The sequence below is a fragment of the Sulfurimonas sp. ST-27 genome, from assembly GCF_048081595.1.
GTDB classification, from domain to species: Bacteria; Campylobacterota; Campylobacteria; order Campylobacterales; family Sulfurimonadaceae; genus Sulfurimonas; species Sulfurimonas hydrogeniphila.
On the sequence record NZ_CP182226.1, the window covers coordinates 2172831 to 2189176 of the forward strand.

Below are 16346 nucleotides of genomic sequence, written 5' to 3' on the forward strand. Positions count from 1 at the left end.
GAACATTTTATGAAAAAAAGATTTTTGCTACCACTTTTATTAGCAGGGACACTGATTCAAGCGAGCGATTACAAATACGAAATCTCTCCAATGATAGGATACGATATCGCAGAAGGCAATCTTGGCATTAAAGATGACGGCTATTTTACAGGAGGCGTTGAAGTACAATTCAATACTTTAGAAAGTAAAATAAGCCCGGAATTTTCAGTATTTCATTCTCGCGGCGTAGATTATAAGTCAGGTGGAGATACACAAATTACCCGTGGTGCTTTTAATGGCGTGTATACTTTTGAAAAAACACATACCGTCATCCCTTTTGCAAAAATGGGTGTAGGCATTGAAAATATTTCTGATACAAACAGAAATAATGAAACCGGTATGTTTTTAGATGCAGGGGCAGGAGTGAAAATCCCTTTTACTCAAAACTGGGCGCTTAAATTAGAAGCTATTTATATGGCAAAAATTGCTTCAAACAATGCCGGAAATGCTGACAGCAACCTTGTAGGTCTTGTCGGTCTTACTTACTCTTTTGGTGCACAAAAAGCACAAACAATCCCTGAGGTTGTTACAATTGTCGAAGAAAAAGTTATCCGCATAGAAAAACCGGAAGTGGATAGTGACGGTGACGGCATTTATGATGCCCTCGACAAATGTCCAAATACTCCGCCAAACAGTACAGTTGATATAAACGGTTGCAAAATTTCTCTTGATGATGACCATGACGGAGTAGAAAATTCTTTAGACAAATGTCCAAACACTCCTGCAGGAACTCCGGTAAATGTAGATGGATGCCCTCAAACGATTAACTTAGACATTCATTTTGAAAGCAATTCGTATGCAGTCAAGCAAACATCTCTTGCAAAAATAGATGCATTTGCAAACTTTTTGAAAAAATACAAAAACTACAGTGCTGAGATAGTCGGCTATACTGATAGCAGAGGAAGCGAAGCTTATAACAAAAAACTTTCTCAAAAAAGAGCCGATGAAGTAAAAAAACTTCTTGTACAAAAAGGAGTACCTGCTTCAAGACTGACAACGGTAGGAATGGGTGAGCTTAACCCTATTGCAAGTAATAAAACGGCTGAAGGTCGCGCACAAAACAGACGTATTGAAGCAAACTTAACACTCAACTAAATGTTCGATATTCCCTGTGTCATCTTTGCAGGCGGCAAAAGCAGTAGAATGGGAGAGGACAAATCGCTTCTCCCTTTTGCCGGTTTCAGTACCCTGACAGAGTACCAATACGTCAGACTGGGTAAAATTTTTACAAAGGTCTATATCTCCTGCAAAAACAAATCAGTTTTTTCTTTTGATGCGAACTTCATAGAAGATAAAAAAGTTTCTTCTGTTTTCGCTCCTACTCTTGGGTTTGTCACAGTATTTGATACACTCAGTGCAGAAAAAATATTTGTTTTGAGCGTTGACACCCCCTTTGTCTCCCAAAGAGAAATAGAAAAAATCATACTTGCCGACAACTCTGCTTCTGATGCGGTTATTGCCAAAACAGATGAGGGTGTACAGCCCTTATGCGGGATCTACTCCAAAAATTTACAACCAAAATTTTTACAGATGCTTCATGAAAACAATCATAAACTTGGTTCTCTTTTAAAAAATTCCAAAACAAGCTATGTTTATTTTCCTGATTCAAAACCCTTTTTAAATATGAATCACCCTAAAGATTATCAAAAAGCTCTTGAAATTCTCACGCATTATTAACGGCACTTTGCTATAATAGTAAAAAATAATTTAACAGAGAGCAGTTTAGTAATGAATTTAACGCATCTTGATGAAAACCAAAGACCTAAAATGGTTGACGTAAGTGATAAGAACAATACAACAAGAGTAGCAATAGCAAGCGGTATCATAAGAATGAGTCAAGATGCCTACGATGCCATAGTCAGCGAAAAAACAAAAAAAGGTCCTGTATTGCAAACAGCCGTTATTGCAGCTATTATGGGGACGAAAAAAACCAGCGAACTCATTCCTATGTGTCATCCTTTAAATTTAAGCGGCATAAACTGTGAGGTAGAAGAACTGACACAGCTTCCCGGATTTAAGCTTACAGTTACTGCGAAACTCACAGGACAGACAGGTGTTGAGATGGAGGCATTAACAGGAGTCAGCATCGGGCTTTTGACAATTTATGACATGGTAAAGGCTATCGACAAAGGAATGGTGATACAGAATGTTCAACTTGAATCTAAATCAGGAGGAAAAAGTGGAGACTTTAAACGATAAACTCAAAGACAAACAATTGGAAGTTGAATATCCTTGTAACTGGTGCTATAAAGTCATTGCAAGTGAGAAAGAGGCTCTGCAAAATGCCATAAAAGAGGTCATTGATGAACGCTCACACAAACTTACAGACTCAAACAAGTCTAAAACAGGCAAATATGTCAGCATGAACCTTGATTTACTTGTTCATAACGAAGATGACAGAAAATTTATATATGATGCTTTGAAAAATCATCAAGATATTAAAATGGTACTTTAGGAGTAACCCATGGATCAAAATCAAACCCTGCAAACAAAACTCAAAAAAGCATACAGTCATAAATTTAAAAGTATAGAAAAAAGAATCGGACATGCATTGTCCGATGCAAAAGTAGATCTGAAAAACATCTCCCTGGATGAGATGAAAGCCTTAACAAATACTTTTATTGAAGAAGAAACACATACTTTGAAAGAAGAGGTTGAAAAACTTTTGGAACAAAAAGAAGCCATCGAAAGAGCTTTGCACAAAAAATCAGAAGAGCTGCAAATAGCAAAATATGAGGTTTTCAATGCTATTGAAGAGCAACTCAAAGATGACAAAGCTGTTCATATGTTACATCAGATCAAACTGCAGTCCATTGATCTGTATGATATGCTCAGCGAAATGGTGGAATCAGCCATTATTACAGCACTGGAAAAAGATACAGACGGTGATGTAAACGAATCAATCAAAGAGGTTATAAAAGATATTACCTTTGAGTCTATAAAAGAAGGTTCTCTCAATACAATACGTGTGAGAAAAATCCTCTCCACAATTCTTGCAACGACTATAGAAGTTGCAGAAGCAACACCGACAAGAGCCCAAGAGATTCTCTCTGCCACACTCAAAGGTATGCGAAGCGGATTGATCAAATCTATTGACAGATTTAAACAAAGAGTTGCATTTATGCCTGTAGAAGCCAAACATATACTTATCGAAGACTATGATACTATCATAGAAGATTTGCATCAGACAGATACACTTTTTTCACAGATAATCATCACGCAGGCTTCCCAAAGTTCACAATACATTAAAAAAATCCTTCTCGAACTTAACAAAGAAATGCGTTATGATCTCGAAGAGCTTATTCTTATCTCCAAAGAAACAGCTGAAGTTATCAAAGAAAAGTTTTCTGCCTTTGCAAAAATTGCAGCCAAGAAAGCAGACAGTGCCCTGCATTCGCCAAAGGCACAGGAAGCCAAAAAAATGGGCATACAGGCATGGGAAGTTGCCCGGGCAGCACTTGGCAGTGCAATAAAGTCAGCCAAAGATGCGATGGAAAAAAAAGATAGATAAATTTCATCTTAAGATAATTTATTATTATAATTAACTAAAAAATAAATTTGAATGTTTTAATATAATTTTCTAAACTCAAATACAAAGGATTTACTATGATGTTACACCCTGCAACCGTACACTTTGCGATGGCTTTACCTGTAGTTGCTTCAGTTTTTGGACTTGTTTATCTTTACAGCAAAAGTGAAATGATGTCGAAAACTTCTCTTATAATGACACTTGCGGCAGCACTTGCAATGACAGTAGCCTGGTATACAGGGAATCAGGCCGGACCGGAAATTTTTGATTATCTGAGCAAAGCCGGTAAAGAAGAACTCCTGGAACATAAAGAGCTTGGGCTGTATCTGGCAATAGCAACGGGTATTATCGCATTGGTGCAGATAGTCGGATATAAAATGAAAAATTTTGCTGTGCAGGCATTGGCCATTCTTCTTTTACTTGCAGCAACAGCAACAACACTTTTGCAAGGAAAACACGGTGGAGAAATAGTTTACAACTACGGTATGCCTTTTAAAGCCTATATGATAGAAGATTCTCTCCATGAAGCAACAGCTAATGCTGAAGCCACTGAGGACTGTGATGAAAAAGTGGAAGCCTATGAAGACGCAATAGATGAGATTAGTTCACTTTCAGAAGAAGTGGATGCTATTTATGGCAATACACCAAAAACCCAAGAAGAAGATGATGACGAGTAGATAATGCAAAAGATTAATGAAGATGCAAAAAAAAAGATGCAAAAAGCATTTGAAAAATACAAACAGGACAAGAATTCTGTAAAAGAGTTCTATCCTTGCACACAAAAACTTTCAAACTGGCTTAACGAAAAGGCCAAATGATGCAAATACTATGCACTGACCTGTTTGAAAAACAGCTACAGGATATTTTGCAAAAATTCGCAAAAGAAGATTTTATGGCAACAAAAAACTTTAAAATGTATTTGGATACTGTAATAATCAATATTCCGACAAAAGCACAAAAATACAAGCAGTCTGTCTATTTTAATGATGAAAACATAAAAGACCTTGAGCACCAGGGATTTATAATACCGTTTTTCATTGACAAAGCCTCTGAAACCTATCTTGTGCTGGGTATAGTTGAAAAATAATTTTTATTATCTAATAAGTTTATGTTATTCCAAAAATAACCTGTACAAATATTATTTTTAGTTATATATGGAGAGTGTTTCAATAAGTAACCAATTAGTGCATTTTAGGTGCTAATATCACATTTTTGTCTCATTTTTTTGTATAATACCTTTTGCTATGTATTTATAATTTAAGCATACAATGGCATAATACAAATCAGCAATTATTTGTATTGCCTGGAAATTAATGAGATATTAAAAGTATTAAACAGAATAACAACTTACCAAGGAGAACATTGTGGATATAAAAAAATCTCAACAAGATGTAGAGTCTGCTACTGACAACAGTAACGACTCAAGTCTTGGCAGAAGAGACTTTTTCAGAAAAACAGCTGCATTATCTGTAACTGCACTTGCTGGAACTTCTCTGCTGGCATCAGAAGAAGCAGGCGATCCCGCTATTTTAGAACCTACACCGTGGGGAACAAAATGGGGAGATCCTGTAACAAAGAATCTTTACGGAATGCCATCCAAGTATGAGCATAACGTAACAAGAAGATACACGAAGCTCCTTGCTTCGGGTAACTTCAGAGCATCTATTGCGGTTACGCCTTTACAAGAGTCAAGCGGAATCATCACACCAAACGGCCTCTTTTTCAGTCGTTGTCACGGTGGTGTGGCACATATTGACCCGAATGAGCACAGACTTATGATTACCGGTTTGGTTGAAAAACCTCTGGTTCTTACTATGAAGCAGCTGAAGCGCTACCCAAGTGTAACACGTACTCACTTTATTGAGTGTCCTGCAAACGGCGGTCAAGAATGGAGAGGTCCACAATACAACTCTTTACAGTTTGCAAAAGGCTTTATGTCCTGTGCAGAATGGACAGGTGTTTACATTAAAGACATCCTCAAAGACCTGGGTGTAAAAAAAGAGGCACTGTGGATGCTTGCAGAAGGCGGAGACTCCTCAAAAATGGGTCGAACCATTCCAATGGAAAAAGTCTGGGATGATGCCATGATTGTATGGGGCCAAAATGGTGAAGCACTGCGTCCTGAACAAGGATATCCGATTCGTTTACTTGTTCCGGGCTGGGAAGGCAATCTCTGTGTAAAATGGCTAAGACGTTTAGACTTCGCAAGTGAACCTTGGTACTGTAAAGAAGAAACATCTAAATACACAGTCTTGAAACCAACCGGAAAGGCCATCCAACACTTCTATGCAAATGAAGTAAACTCAACAGTAACTTCTCCGTCTCCGGAAATTGACTGGACAGACCTGGAAGATGGTGACATAGTAGAGATAGAAGGTCTTGCATGGTCCGGAATGGGAACAATTACAGGTGTGGATCTCTCTTTTGACGGTGGAAGAAATTATGTTGAAGCAAAACTCAAAGGTTTGGTTCTTCCTAAATGCTGGACACGCTGGAGCTATATGCATACATACAAAAAAGGACAGGAACTCTTCCTTACTTCTCGTGCCAGAGATGATGCAGGATACATCCAACCGACAGTTGACCAGGAAATTCTTACTGTAGGTGTAGAAGCTGTGTACCATAGAAATGCAGTGGAAACATGGAAAGTTGAAAAAGACGGAAAGATAACTCACGTTGAAGTACGTTCTCAATTAGGGCGTAAAGCAAATGGCGAGTTAGTAATAGAAGGAAAAGCGTAATGATGTTTACATTAAATAAAAAATTATTAATTTCAATTTCTACTGCAGCTGTATTGTCACTGGGACTTTCTGCATGTGTGGAAAATGCTTCACCTGCAGGTTCAAATGTGCCTACAAAAGCTTCTATTGACGGTGGAGTAGACTATCCTGTTGTAAACGGAAAAACAGGACCATACTATGTCAATACAAATGCGCATAATGCAGATGTAAAATATGGCCGTACTCCGACAAAAGCGGAATATGATGAGTGGAATTCTGATGTCATGGCTGACGGTACCGGTTTACCGGAAGGTCAGGGAAGTGTAGAAGAAGGCGAAAATATTTATGAAGCAAAATGTGTCATGTGTCATGGTGACTTTGGTTCAGGCGGCGGTGGCTATCCTGCTTTATCCAAAGGAAATGCCTATGAATTGCATAAAACATTAACAAATCAAAGAATCAAACCAGATACTGACGGTCCAGTACGTGTTTTTGGTACATACTGGCCACAGGCAAGTACTCTATGGTGGTACATCAAAGATGCGATGCCTCATCCGTTGACTGACAGTCTCAGTGATGATGAAGTATATGCTTTGGTTGCATATATATTAAATGCCAATGAAATGGAAATAGACGGTGTGGAAGTTGATGATGAGTATGTACTTAATCGTGAAAAATTCCTAAAAATAAAAATGCCAAACAGAGACGGATTTGAACCGGATATCGCTGGTCCGAATGGTCCTGAAAATGTACGTAAGTATTATGCAAATGCAAAAAACTTTGGCGGACAGAAATATGATGTCAAAAACCCTGCATCAAGATGTATGAAAGACTGCCAGGAACCGACTGCGGAAGTTGTTTATATAAAAGGTGCCGGAATCAGTGACTTTCATCCGCCTTTGTCTGCAGTAAGAGATCTTCCAAAAGAGAAAGAAGAGAGCAGTTTTGATGCGAAAAAAGCATATGCTGCAAACTGCGCAATGTGCCATGACACAGGTGCTGCTCCAGCACCTGGGGACAAGTCCGCATGGGCACCGTTGCTTGTAAAAGGAATGGATAAAGTATATGAAAATGGTTTAAAAGGGACTGATACAGGAATGCCTCCTAAAGGCGGTTCATCACTCTCTGACAAACAATTCAAATCAGTTGTTGACTATATTATCAACCAAAGTAAATAAACAAAAAGGATAAAATGATGGAAAGAAGAAAATTTTTAAGCATGACTTTAGGCGCACTGGCGTTAGCGGTTGTACCGGCAAGTGTAAGAGCAGAAGACTACAGAAAACTCAAACCGACTGTATGGACAGCAAAAACTGTTGATGATGCTATCAAAGCAATGTATGGTTCAAATGCATTAACAATGGAAGGTGTGAAACTTACTGCTCCTGATGTTGCAAGCAACGGTGGTGCAATTCCGGTTGATTTTTCAACTGACAAAGATGTAAAAACAATTTCTGTATTTCAAGATGCAAATCCGGAAGCAGCAGTACTTGTCGTAGAAACAAACAAGTACAGTGTAAACAAATATTCTATTAAAATCAAAATGGCTAAATCCGGTACGATAACAATCGTTGCTGAGGGTAAAGACGGCAAACTATACGCTGCTAAGAAAACTCTTGATGTTGCTCTTGGTGGATGTGAAGGATAATTTCTTCTCATTTTGATACAAAAAAAATAAAATAAATAAGGAAATACAATGGCTGGAATTAAAGTAAAAGCAAAATTAAAAGGCGGTGTTGTTAAAGTTAAAGCAATGGTTAAACATCAAATGATGACTTACAATATGGCAGAAAAGAAAACCGGTAGCAGAGATAACGCAAACTTTATTACTCATTTAACTGCTACAGTCAATGGTGAGACTGTTTTAGATATGTCTACTTCACAATTCTTATCTAAAAATCCTATTTTCAAATTTCAATTTAAAGGAATTGGTAAAAAAGGTGATAAGGTTGAAATGTTAGCAGTTGACCTTAAAGGTAAAACTTACAAAGGCAAAGGTAAAATTAAATAATTTTACCCTCTTTTTTAAGAGCCAATTACTACATTGGCTCTCATACTCTCAATTTTTTACAACAACTACAACAAATACAAATAATGAGCAAAAACAGATGAAGAAAAACCTGCAGGGTAAAGTTCTGAAATTATTCATCACAAAAAATGATACAGATAAAACAAGAATAAACACCTCTCATATAGATGCCGACGAACACGGAATTCTAAATGACAAATTTTACAATAAAAATGATCAAAGAGCTATTTTAATTACCTCTATCCAAAGCTACAATATGGCATATAATACAAACATAAACCTATCAGACGGAGCACTGGGCGAAAATATTTTAATTGATATCAACCCCTACCATTTAAATACAGGGGAGACCTTTACAATAGGTGATACAACATTGGAAATAACACAAAACTGCACTCTGTGCAAAGGATTGTCCATCATAAACCCAAAGTTGCCTAAACTGCTAAAAAACGACAGAGGTATATTTGCAAAAATAATAAGTGGTCCTTGCGTAATTAAAGTCGGAGATACAGTAAGTATTTGACTCTATTAATATTATTTATATAACAATAATGATAAAGTTACACAGTATAAATTTAATCCGTATTATGCAATAGAAAACTCAAGGAGACTAAGTGAAAAAGATATACACTCTGATAATGGTTGTTTTAGCAACGCTGTCTATTAACGGCTGTAATGCTACATCTACCGCAACACCTTCCAAACCTGTCCAAACACAGGATGTGCAGGTTTTTACAACACACAATACAAACAAAAAGGTTACTCCCAAAACAATAGAAGCTGCTTTTGATGCCATTGGACTGAGTGTTCCCGGAAACAATGATATGAATAAGCCGTTTAAAACCAGATTTGGTAAAGTGCATTATAAAACTTACAACCTTGCTATGTATATAAACAGTGAACTCACATATAAGATTATCAAGAAATATCCAAAATTTGGTGCATTGACACCTTTAACTATGTCTATCTGGGAAGACAGAGACGGCAATATGAATATAGCAACCTTGACGCTCAACGGAATGTCAAGAGCGACAGGTATCCCGAAAAATGATCCGGATCTAATAGAATATGCTGCTTTGATACAAACAGGACTGAAAAAAGCAATGCCAGACGGACATTTTAAAGACTTAAATTACACTGTAAAATTTCCAAAAAAATCATTTGCAATTGATATGGCCACAGAAGTAAAGACCGACCTGCCAATGGAAGACTATATAGAAGATTTTGAAGCAGAATTTGAAGGTGAATTAGAACCTTTGGGATTTTTGTTTCCAAACTATACTAATCTGCAAGAAGAAATATTTGATGATTACGATTTTCATGAATATGATTTTTTTCATACATATTCCATTTGCAAATTTGATGTAATATACCCTGTTTCAAAACTTCATCCCGAAGCAGGTGCCTGGGCACCGTGTTCTTTTTATCTTTACAAGAAAAAAAATGAATCAAAGATGTATATGGGATTTTTGGGTGTTGAAAACTGGATAAATACACTCGACATACAAGACGAAGAATCTATCCGTCCGTTAAAAGAGGCCCAGGGGATGATTGTCAAAATTTTAAAAGAAATGACAGAATAATTATTACAACTAAAGGTATTTTATGAATTTAAAAAGTTTTTTACTAGACTACGGAGAAAGAGTTCCGGGTTATGATGTAACCGTCATTAACGAGCGTGAGGCAAGAGCTGCTGCTGGCATACTTGGCTTGCTGGGAATGCTTGTAATTTTTATAGGAATAGGATTTGGACATGTCATCGTAGCAAGAGTCTACTTGACATTTTTGTTTATTGACTTTACAGCAAGGATGATTTCTCCCAAATACTCGCCCTCTTTACTGCTGGGAAAACTGGCTGTACAAAATCAAAAACCGGAATATGTAGGCGGTCTCCAAAAACGCTTTGCCTGGACTCTTGGCTGGCTGATATCTTTGCCTATGATGCAATGGTTTGTTCTCAACTGGGATATTACTTTTTACAAAGTACTCATCTGTGTACTGTGCCTTGCATTAATGTTTCTCGAAAGTGCTTTTTCGATATGTGTAGGCTGTATGATTTACAAGTTTATCACAAGAAAAAATCCAACACTCTGCCCGGGCGGAACCTGTGAAATGCGAATAAAAGAACCTATACAGAGATTTAATCCTATACAAAAAGCAGTAGCAGGTATAACAATCATTGCCCTTATCAGCGGTATTTATCTTGCTTTGGCAAAATTAGAACCAAAGACATTTTTCGGTGCGTTTCTTCATGAAGCCGTCTTAACAAAACAACAACTCCAAAAAGAAGAAGAATTAAAGTATCAAAAAGCAATGGAAAAAGAATTTGGAGATGATGATTTTTAAATATTATTTATAATATTTAATGACACCATCCATTTTTGAACCCATATTGAGCAGTATCATATCAGCTATAACCAAAGCGGCCATTGATTCACATACAACAGTACCGCGAATAGCAACACAAGGATCATGCCTGCCTTTGAGTGAAAAATCAACTTCTTCATTTGCTGTTGTAACAGTATGCTGCTCTTTGAAAATAGATGGCGTTGGTTTAAAATAGACATTAAGCACTATATCTTCCCCATTACTGATACCACCGAGTATTCCACCCGAATGATTGGATTCAAATCCATTTGCACGTATCTGATCATTGTTTTGAGAACCGTGTACCTTGGCACTCAATACACCATCTCCAATCTCAACAGCTTTTACAGCATTAATACCCATCATAGCATCCGCTAAAACAGCATCCTGAATTCCACGAATTCAAGAAAAACAGAGAAACATCCTCTGTAAAGCCCTAAAATAGGGGTATCATATTTCAAAAATGGGTGGCACAAACTTTAAGAGAAAGTTTTTTATAATACCTTTATGTATGTTAGAAAAAAGAAAAACTCAAGTGGTTCTGTCAGTATCCAAATAATAAAAAAAGTAAAAGGAAGATCAAAAGTAATTGAGAGCATAGGCTGTTCAAAAGATTCAGATGAGATAGAGGAACTTTTAAAAAAAGGCAAAGAGAGAATAAAAGAGTTAGAGCCCACACTGTTTGACAACATAGAACAAGAAGATAAAAAGTTAAAGTTTTTGTCAATCTCAAATGAGCAAATAATTCCTATAGGTGATGAACTCTTTTTTGGTAAAATCTTTGACAGGATTATCAGTAAAAAAACTATTTTCCAATCAGTGTATAAGAAAAATGATAAGCATGAACTTTTTAAAGCACTTGTAATATCAAGAATACTCTATCCAGGGAGTAAGCTGTATCTAAGTGACTATCTTTTTTATTTTAAAAAGAAAGAGATTAGCGATGAGACAATATACAGATTGGTAGATAGTCTTTATAAAGATGAGATTAAACAAAGAGTTGAAGAGGCTGTATATCAAGATACACTTGCAAAAATAGATAACAATTTAGTTGTAAGCTTCTATGATGTAACAACACTGTTTTTTGAGAGTGAGAGTGAAGATGACCTAAGAAGAATAGGTTTCTCCAAAGAAGGAAAATTAGCACGGCCACAGATACAACTGGGTCTATTTACAACACTACAAGGGTATCCTCTCTCTTATGAGGTGTATCACGGTAAAAAGTATGAGGGGCACACACTCCTTGAAGCACTAAAAAGCTTTCAAAAAAGATTTAAACTAAAACACAAGCCTATTGTAGTAGCTGACAGAGGTATGTTAAATGATGCCAATATAGCTTACCTTGAAAATAACGGGTACAGATATATCCTTGGTGCAAAAATTAAGATGCTACCAGGCAGCATCAAAGAGAAAATTACAAACCTGACATTTATTGATGATAGTACGACCCATGAAATAGAGATTGATAAAACTGTAAAATATACACAAGAAAATCAAAAATACTCTCTTGATATACACCAAAGACTCGTACTTACCTACTCATCAAAAAGAGCCAAAAAAGATAAACGCTTAAGAGAGAAGGCTCTTGAGAGATTAAAAGCAAAGATTGAGTATTCAACCAATCTCACTAAAAAAGATTTAAAACTCTCCCATTATGCAAAGTACTTGGATATTACAGATGATTGCAAAGTAGAGTTTAAACTCAATCATAACAAAGTCTTACAAGACAGCAAACTTGATGGATTAAAAGGGTATATAATAAACGATACTACACTTTCTCATAAAGATATAATAGAACATTACCAAAATGTCAGCGGTATTTATCTTGCTTTGGCAAAATTAGAACCAAAGACATTTTTCGGTGCGTTTCTTCATGAAGCCGTCTTAACAAAACAACAACTCCAAAAAGAAGAAGAATTAAAGTATCAAAAAGCAATGGAAAAAGAATTTGGAGATGATGATTTTTAAATATTATTTATAATATTTAATGACACCATCCATTTTTGAACCCATATTGAGCAGTATCATATCAGCTATAACCAAAGCGGCCATTGATTCACATACAACAGTACCGCGAATAGCAACACAAGGATCATGCCTGCCTTTGAGTGAAAAATCAACTTCTTCATTTGCTGTTGTAACAGTATGCTGCTCTTTGAAAATAGATGGCGTTGGTTTAAAATAGACATTAAGCACTATATCTTCCCCGTTACTGATACCACCGAGTATTCCACCCGAATGATTGGATTCAAATCCATTTGCACGTATCTGATCATTGTTTTGAGAACCGTGTACCTTGGCACTCAATACACCATCTCCAATCTCAACAGCTTTTACAGCATTAATACCCATCATAGCATCCGCTAAAACAGCATCTAGTTTATAGTAAAGAGGCTGTCCCAAACCTACGGGTGTACCTTTGATGAGAACACGCGAAACACCGCCGACAGAATCATGCTCCTCTTTTGCTTTAAGTATTGCTGCTTTTTGTGCTTCTTCTTTATTGGCATCAAGTGCATAAATTACACTTTTCTTCGCACCTTCATAATTAAAATCTTCTGCCTGTATGCCTGCAACTTCGCTGATACCGCTAAGCACTGTAATACCAAGCTCTTGAAGCATTAGTTTTGCAATAGCCCCTGCTGCTACTCTTGCAGCAGTCTCTCTCGCAGAGCTGCGCCCCCCGCCTCTGTAGTCTCGTATACCATATTTGTGAAAATAGGTAAAATCTGCATGCCCGGGACGAAACACATCTTTTATATTTGTATAGTCTTTTGATTTTTGGTTTGTATTGTATATAACCATTGCAATTGGAGTACCTGTACTTTTTCCCTCAAACACACCGCTTAAGATTTCAACCTTGTCTGCTTCTTTTCTGGCAGTTTCAAATTTACTCTTTCCGGGTTTTCTTCTGTCAAGTTCACTTTGAATATATTCTTCATCAATATTCAAGCCCGCCGGAACACCATCCAAAAGGCAGCCTAATGCTTTTCCGTGAGACTCTCCAAATGTTGAAAATCGTAATTTCATTCCAAAACTGTTCACTTTTTTTCCTTATTTAACATATCTACAGCAACTCTCGCTGCCTCTTGTTGTGCAATTTTTTTACTCTTTCCCTTTGCTCTGGCATACTCTTTATCTTCTATAAATACACCCACTTCAAATTCTTTTTGATGATCAGGACCACGTGATGCCAAAACTTTATACTCCGGCGTTATCCCGAAGCGGGCCTGTGTCAATTCCTGAAGTGTTGTTTTAAAATCACGGAACAAAGAATCCAAAGAGATCTCATCATGATTTTTTTCTATTAAATCAATGGCTATTCTTCGTACTTCTGCCAAACCGGCTTCCAAATATATTGCACCCATTATAGCTTCAAAAGCATTTGAAAGCAGAGAAGATTTTTCGCGTCCGCCATTATTGTCTTCAGCATTTGAAAGCAGTATATAATCACCCAGATTCAAAGCCCGTGCCAGTTTGTCAAAACCTGTTTCATTGACCAGTGATGCTCGGATTTTGGAGAGTTTTCCTTCATCAGATGTCCGAAACTTTTTAAAAAGATACTCTCCGACCACAAGGTCCAATACGGCATCACCCAAAAATTCCAATCGCTCATTATCGTAGGGCTGCTTATAGCTTTTATGTGTCAGCGCTTCGATAATGAGCTTTTTGTCACGAAACTCATATCCTAATTTTTCTTCCAATGTCTTTATATTTTTATGCATAAATACCTTCTCCTCATTGTGTTAAAGCCTCTTTGGCTTTTTGCGCCGCTTCTTTTGCCAATACATCGCATCGCTCATTTTCTTCATGACCGTCATGTCCCCGTACCCATATGGCATGAATCTTATGCGGTTTTGCCACTTCTATGTATTCTTTCCATAAATCAGGGTTCTTTACTTTTTTAAAATCTCTTTTAATCCAGTTTTGCAACCACTCATTGATTCCTTTCACCACATAAGAGGAGTCAGAAATTATATCGACCTCACAAGGCTCCTTTAGAGCACGAAGCCCTTCTATTGCACCTTTGAGTTCCATTCTGTTATTTGTAGTATGGAGTTCCGAGCCCCAAAGCTCTTTTTCACTTTTACCATATCGCAAAATAACACCATAACCTCCAGGACCTGGATTTCCCAAGGCACTGCCGTCACTGAAAAGAGTTATTTTCTTCACTGAATTCCTTAGCGTAATCTTTACTTAAACTGTACTCCACTCTTGCTGTATCTATCGCATGACATGAACTGCAACGGCTGAAAGCAAAAGGATATGTCCCTTTACAGTTATCACACACATATTCAAAACTGAGTGTTGCATTTGATTTTCCCTCAAGTTTTATCAACACATCAAGCTCAAATATACTGCTGTTGTATGCAAGTTTCACATCACCTCTTGCAGTATAAAGTTCCCGCAGATAGCCATTGTCTGTAATTATATCCAAATTCAAATCTTTTGAATCACATCGCCAGAAGAGTTCTGTCAAAAGTTCGCTTTTAGAGATGTCAATATTTTTCCAGGCAAGTTGCGGATCTACCTGAAAAATATAATCAAATATCAAATAAGCCAGACGATGAGCATTTTTATATATCTCCAACAACTTCTGGACTTTTTCTTCTTTTGTCATATTCGGCGAATCAAGAGCTTCCAAAACATGCAGGTATGCACGTTCAAGAATAACATCTTCTTGAAGTTCATCCAACGGCTCTAAAACTTCCAAAGCGGATTTATAATCTTTCATGTACTCATACACAAGAAGCAAATAATGCAAAGCTTCCGGTGTACGGGGATTCTTTTTCAGAATTTCTAAAAAAACCTGCTTGGAACGTTCTAAAAATCCTGCTTTAAAATATGTTTTTCCAAGTAAGAACATTGTTTCTCTCGTATTTCTTTTATTTCCGAGTTTTAATATTTCATTATATATCTCTATACTTTTTTCATAATCACCGTTTTTATAGTATGCACTCGCAAGAAGCAGCCATGATTTTTCTGACAGCCCTCCTTCAGCTATTAAAATTTTCAATTCGTTATGTGATGGTAAGGTACGAAACTGTTCCAAAAATTTACTTATTTGTTTAGAATCCTCTTTTCTTTTATATCTCCCCCACCAATAAGAAAAAAAAGTAATTATAAATATAATGGTAAAGAAAATAATAATGGAAAAAAGAGGGTCTCGAAACTCTATAAAAAAAGTATTCATGAATTATATACCACCAATCCGTAATCATTTTTCAAATTATAAAATATTGCATCCGAAGATATTTCCAAATCTTTGATTTTCCCTAACTGTACAATGGAATTTTTGTTCACTTTAATTCCATATTCTCTAAAAAATCTTTTTACATTTACAAATTTTACATCTTCGACAAACTTATACTCAAACTCTGTATGAAGTGCCATTTTATCACTTACGAACAAGTGTTCATTTACATGTAACTGATCTGATGCATATTTAATTGGCAAATACCCCGAAAGATCTGTTAGAATATTTTCAACATGTTCATGTTTTTTTGGAAGTGTCTGTTTTTGAATAAAAATATATTTATTATTCAATTTTAACGTTGGAGTGTTTTTCCAATATTTATAGGCAGGATTAGAAATCCCCAGTTTTACATAAACCTCTTTCCAAAGCCAAAAAGAGTTTAATGTATTTGGAATATATGACAAA

General features: G+C 36.5%; 21 protein-coding genes and 1 pseudogene. 16 read left to right on the forward strand and 6 right to left on the reverse strand.

Annotated features, from left to right (window positions below; translation table 11 throughout):
- Nucleotides 1-9: 9 nt before the first annotated feature.
- The 15 genes from ACM66U_RS11380 to ACM66U_RS11450 all read left to right on the forward strand — a co-directional run bounded on the left by ACM66U_RS11380 (nt 10) and on the right by ACM66U_RS11450 (nt 10663).
- Complete coding sequence (locus ACM66U_RS11380) at nt 10-1134, forward strand: OmpA family protein (RefSeq protein ID WP_418640805.1); 1125 nt, start codon at nt 10-12, stop codon at nt 1132-1134.
- Nucleotides 1135-1716, forward strand: coding sequence for a molybdenum cofactor guanylyltransferase MobA (gene mobA, locus ACM66U_RS11385; RefSeq protein ID WP_418640806.1), 582 nt, complete (start codon nt 1135-1137; stop codon nt 1714-1716).
- A 51-nt stretch (nt 1717-1767) separates the two neighbouring features.
- The gene (moaC, locus tag ACM66U_RS11390) at nt 1768-2238 is read left to right on the forward strand and encodes a cyclic pyranopterin monophosphate synthase MoaC (RefSeq protein WP_346389818.1); all 471 of its coding nucleotides are present in this window, start codon (nt 1768-1770) and stop codon (nt 2236-2238) included.
- Nucleotides 2219-2494: a YbeD family protein gene (locus ACM66U_RS11395; RefSeq protein WP_418640807.1), complete on the forward strand. Its 276-nt coding sequence runs from the start codon at nt 2219-2221 to the stop codon at nt 2492-2494. Before moaC ends, ACM66U_RS11395 begins: the two co-directional genes overlap by 20 nt.
- A 9-nt stretch (nt 2495-2503) precedes the next feature.
- Nucleotides 2504-3550 (forward strand): DUF6781 family protein, encoded by a 1047-nt coding sequence (locus ACM66U_RS11400; RefSeq protein ID WP_418640808.1) that lies wholly within the window; start codon nt 2504-2506, stop codon nt 3548-3550.
- Nucleotides 3551-3645: 95 nt separating this feature from the next.
- Nucleotides 3646-4245, forward strand: a complete 600-nt coding sequence (locus tag ACM66U_RS11405; protein WP_151899305.1) for a DUF2231 domain-containing protein — start codon at nt 3646-3648, stop codon at nt 4243-4245.
- Between the two features lie 3 nt (nt 4246-4248).
- Nucleotides 4249-4386, forward strand: a complete 138-nt coding sequence (locus tag ACM66U_RS11410; protein WP_188110006.1) for a hypothetical protein — start codon at nt 4249-4251, stop codon at nt 4384-4386.
- Nucleotides 4386-4655, forward strand: a complete 270-nt coding sequence (locus ACM66U_RS11415) for a hypothetical protein (RefSeq protein ID WP_151899304.1) — start codon at nt 4386-4388, stop codon at nt 4653-4655. Before ACM66U_RS11410 ends, ACM66U_RS11415 begins: the two co-directional genes overlap by 1 nt.
- A gap of 277 nt (nt 4656-4932) precedes the next feature.
- On the forward strand, nt 4933-6309 hold the full coding sequence (gene soxC, locus ACM66U_RS11420) for a sulfite dehydrogenase (RefSeq protein WP_346389820.1): 1377 nt from the start codon (nt 4933-4935) through the stop codon (nt 6307-6309).
- A complete protein-coding gene (locus ACM66U_RS11425) occupies nt 6309-7466 on the forward strand; it encodes a c-type cytochrome (RefSeq protein WP_346389821.1) in 1158 nt (385 codons plus the stop codon). The genes soxC and ACM66U_RS11425 overlap by 1 nt, the downstream gene beginning before the upstream one ends.
- Nucleotides 7467-7483: 17 nt before the next feature.
- On the forward strand, nt 7484-7936 hold the full coding sequence (locus ACM66U_RS11430; protein ID WP_188110005.1) for a thiosulfate oxidation carrier protein SoxY: 453 nt from the start codon (nt 7484-7486) through the stop codon (nt 7934-7936).
- A gap of 48 nt (nt 7937-7984) precedes the next feature.
- Nucleotides 7985-8299 carry a thiosulfate oxidation carrier complex protein SoxZ gene (gene soxZ / locus ACM66U_RS11435; protein WP_151899302.1) on the forward strand — a complete coding sequence of 105 codons (315 nt, stop codon included), beginning with the start codon at nt 7985-7987 and terminating at the stop codon, nt 8297-8299.
- Between the two features lie 97 nt (nt 8300-8396).
- Nucleotides 8397-8840 (forward strand): MOSC domain-containing protein, encoded by a 444-nt coding sequence (locus ACM66U_RS11440; RefSeq protein ID WP_418640809.1) that lies wholly within the window; start codon nt 8397-8399, stop codon nt 8838-8840.
- Between the two features lie 91 nt (nt 8841-8931).
- Nucleotides 8932-9900 carry a DUF302 domain-containing protein gene (locus ACM66U_RS11445; protein ID WP_151899300.1) on the forward strand — a complete coding sequence of 323 codons (969 nt, stop codon included), beginning with the start codon at nt 8932-8934 and terminating at the stop codon, nt 9898-9900.
- 22 nt (nt 9901-9922) lie between these two features.
- Nucleotides 9923-10663 (forward strand): DUF4395 domain-containing protein, encoded by a 741-nt coding sequence (locus ACM66U_RS11450; RefSeq protein WP_151899299.1) that lies wholly within the window; start codon nt 9923-9925, stop codon nt 10661-10663.
- A 3-nt stretch (nt 10664-10666) separates the two neighbouring features.
- Here the strand turns inward: ACM66U_RS11450 and ACM66U_RS11455 are convergent.
- Nucleotides 10667-11071 (reverse strand): annotated as a pseudogene (locus ACM66U_RS11455) (chorismate synthase); the annotation flags it as partial.
- 120 nt (nt 11072-11191) lie between these two features.
- Between ACM66U_RS11455 and ACM66U_RS11460 the strand changes: the two are divergent.
- Complete coding sequence (locus ACM66U_RS11460) at nt 11192-12652, forward strand: IS1634 family transposase (protein WP_418640810.1); 1461 nt, start codon at nt 11192-11194, stop codon at nt 12650-12652.
- Nucleotides 12653-12655: 3 nt separating this feature from the next.
- On the opposite strand, the gene aroC is transcribed toward ACM66U_RS11460, so the two are convergent.
- The 5 genes from aroC to ACM66U_RS11485 are packed head-to-tail and all read right to left on the reverse strand — an operon-like array spanning nt 12656 to nt 16345.
- A complete protein-coding gene (gene aroC / locus ACM66U_RS11465; RefSeq protein ID WP_418640811.1) occupies nt 12656-13729 on the reverse strand; it encodes a chorismate synthase in 1074 nt (357 codons plus the stop codon).
- Complete coding sequence (gene rnc, locus ACM66U_RS11470) at nt 13726-14409, reverse strand: ribonuclease III (protein WP_151899297.1); 684 nt, start codon at nt 14407-14409, stop codon at nt 13726-13728. Before rnc ends, aroC begins: the two co-directional genes overlap by 4 nt.
- Before the next feature lie 13 nt (nt 14410-14422).
- Entirely contained in the window at nt 14423-14857 is a 435-nt protein-coding gene (gene rnhA, locus ACM66U_RS11475) for a ribonuclease HI (RefSeq protein ID WP_151899296.1), read from the reverse strand.
- Nucleotides 14832-15878 (reverse strand): tetratricopeptide repeat protein, encoded by a 1047-nt coding sequence (locus ACM66U_RS11480; RefSeq protein WP_418640812.1) that lies wholly within the window; start codon nt 15876-15878, stop codon nt 14832-14834. Before ACM66U_RS11480 ends, rnhA begins: the two co-directional genes overlap by 26 nt.
- Nucleotides 15875-16345, reverse strand: a complete 471-nt coding sequence (locus ACM66U_RS11485; protein WP_151899294.1) for a hypothetical protein — start codon at nt 16343-16345, stop codon at nt 15875-15877. Before ACM66U_RS11485 ends, ACM66U_RS11480 begins: the two co-directional genes overlap by 4 nt.
- Nucleotide 16346 lies beyond the last annotated feature (1 nt).

Coding starts and splice junctions, on each gene's coding strand:
- moaC (WP_346389818.1), top strand. CDS start 1,768: ATGAATTTAACGCATCTTGATGAAAACCAAAGACCTAAAATGGTTGAC.
- mobA (WP_418640806.1), top strand. CDS start 1,135: ATGTTCGATATTCCCTGTGTCATCTTTGCAGGCGGCAAAAGCAGTAGA.
- ACM66U_RS11415 (WP_151899304.1), top strand. CDS start 4,386: ATGCAAATACTATGCACTGACCTGTTTGAAAAACAGCTACAGGATATT.
- ACM66U_RS11400 (WP_418640808.1), top strand. CDS start 2,504: ATGGATCAAAATCAAACCCTGCAAACAAAACTCAAAAAAGCATACAGT.
- ACM66U_RS11480 (WP_418640812.1), bottom strand. CDS start 15,878: ATGAATACTTTTTTTATAGAGTTTCGAGACCCTCTTTTTTCCATTATT.
- ACM66U_RS11430 (WP_188110005.1), top strand. CDS start 7,484: ATGGAAAGAAGAAAATTTTTAAGCATGACTTTAGGCGCACTGGCGTTA.
- ACM66U_RS11405 (WP_151899305.1), top strand. CDS start 3,646: ATGATGTTACACCCTGCAACCGTACACTTTGCGATGGCTTTACCTGTA.
- ACM66U_RS11380 (WP_418640805.1), top strand. CDS start 10: ATGAAAAAAAGATTTTTGCTACCACTTTTATTAGCAGGGACACTGATT.
- ACM66U_RS11425 (WP_346389821.1), top strand. CDS start 6,309: ATGATGTTTACATTAAATAAAAAATTATTAATTTCAATTTCTACTGCA.
- rnc (WP_151899297.1), bottom strand. CDS start 14,409: ATGCATAAAAATATAAAGACATTGGAAGAAAAATTAGGATATGAGTTT.
- ACM66U_RS11440 (WP_418640809.1), top strand. CDS start 8,397: ATGAAGAAAAACCTGCAGGGTAAAGTTCTGAAATTATTCATCACAAAA.
- ACM66U_RS11460 (WP_418640810.1), top strand. CDS start 11,192: ATGTATGTTAGAAAAAAGAAAAACTCAAGTGGTTCTGTCAGTATCCAA.
- ACM66U_RS11450 (WP_151899299.1), top strand. CDS start 9,923: ATGAATTTAAAAAGTTTTTTACTAGACTACGGAGAAAGAGTTCCGGGT.
- ACM66U_RS11410 (WP_188110006.1), top strand. CDS start 4,249: ATGCAAAAGATTAATGAAGATGCAAAAAAAAAGATGCAAAAAGCATTT.
- soxZ (WP_151899302.1), top strand. CDS start 7,985: ATGGCTGGAATTAAAGTAAAAGCAAAATTAAAAGGCGGTGTTGTTAAA.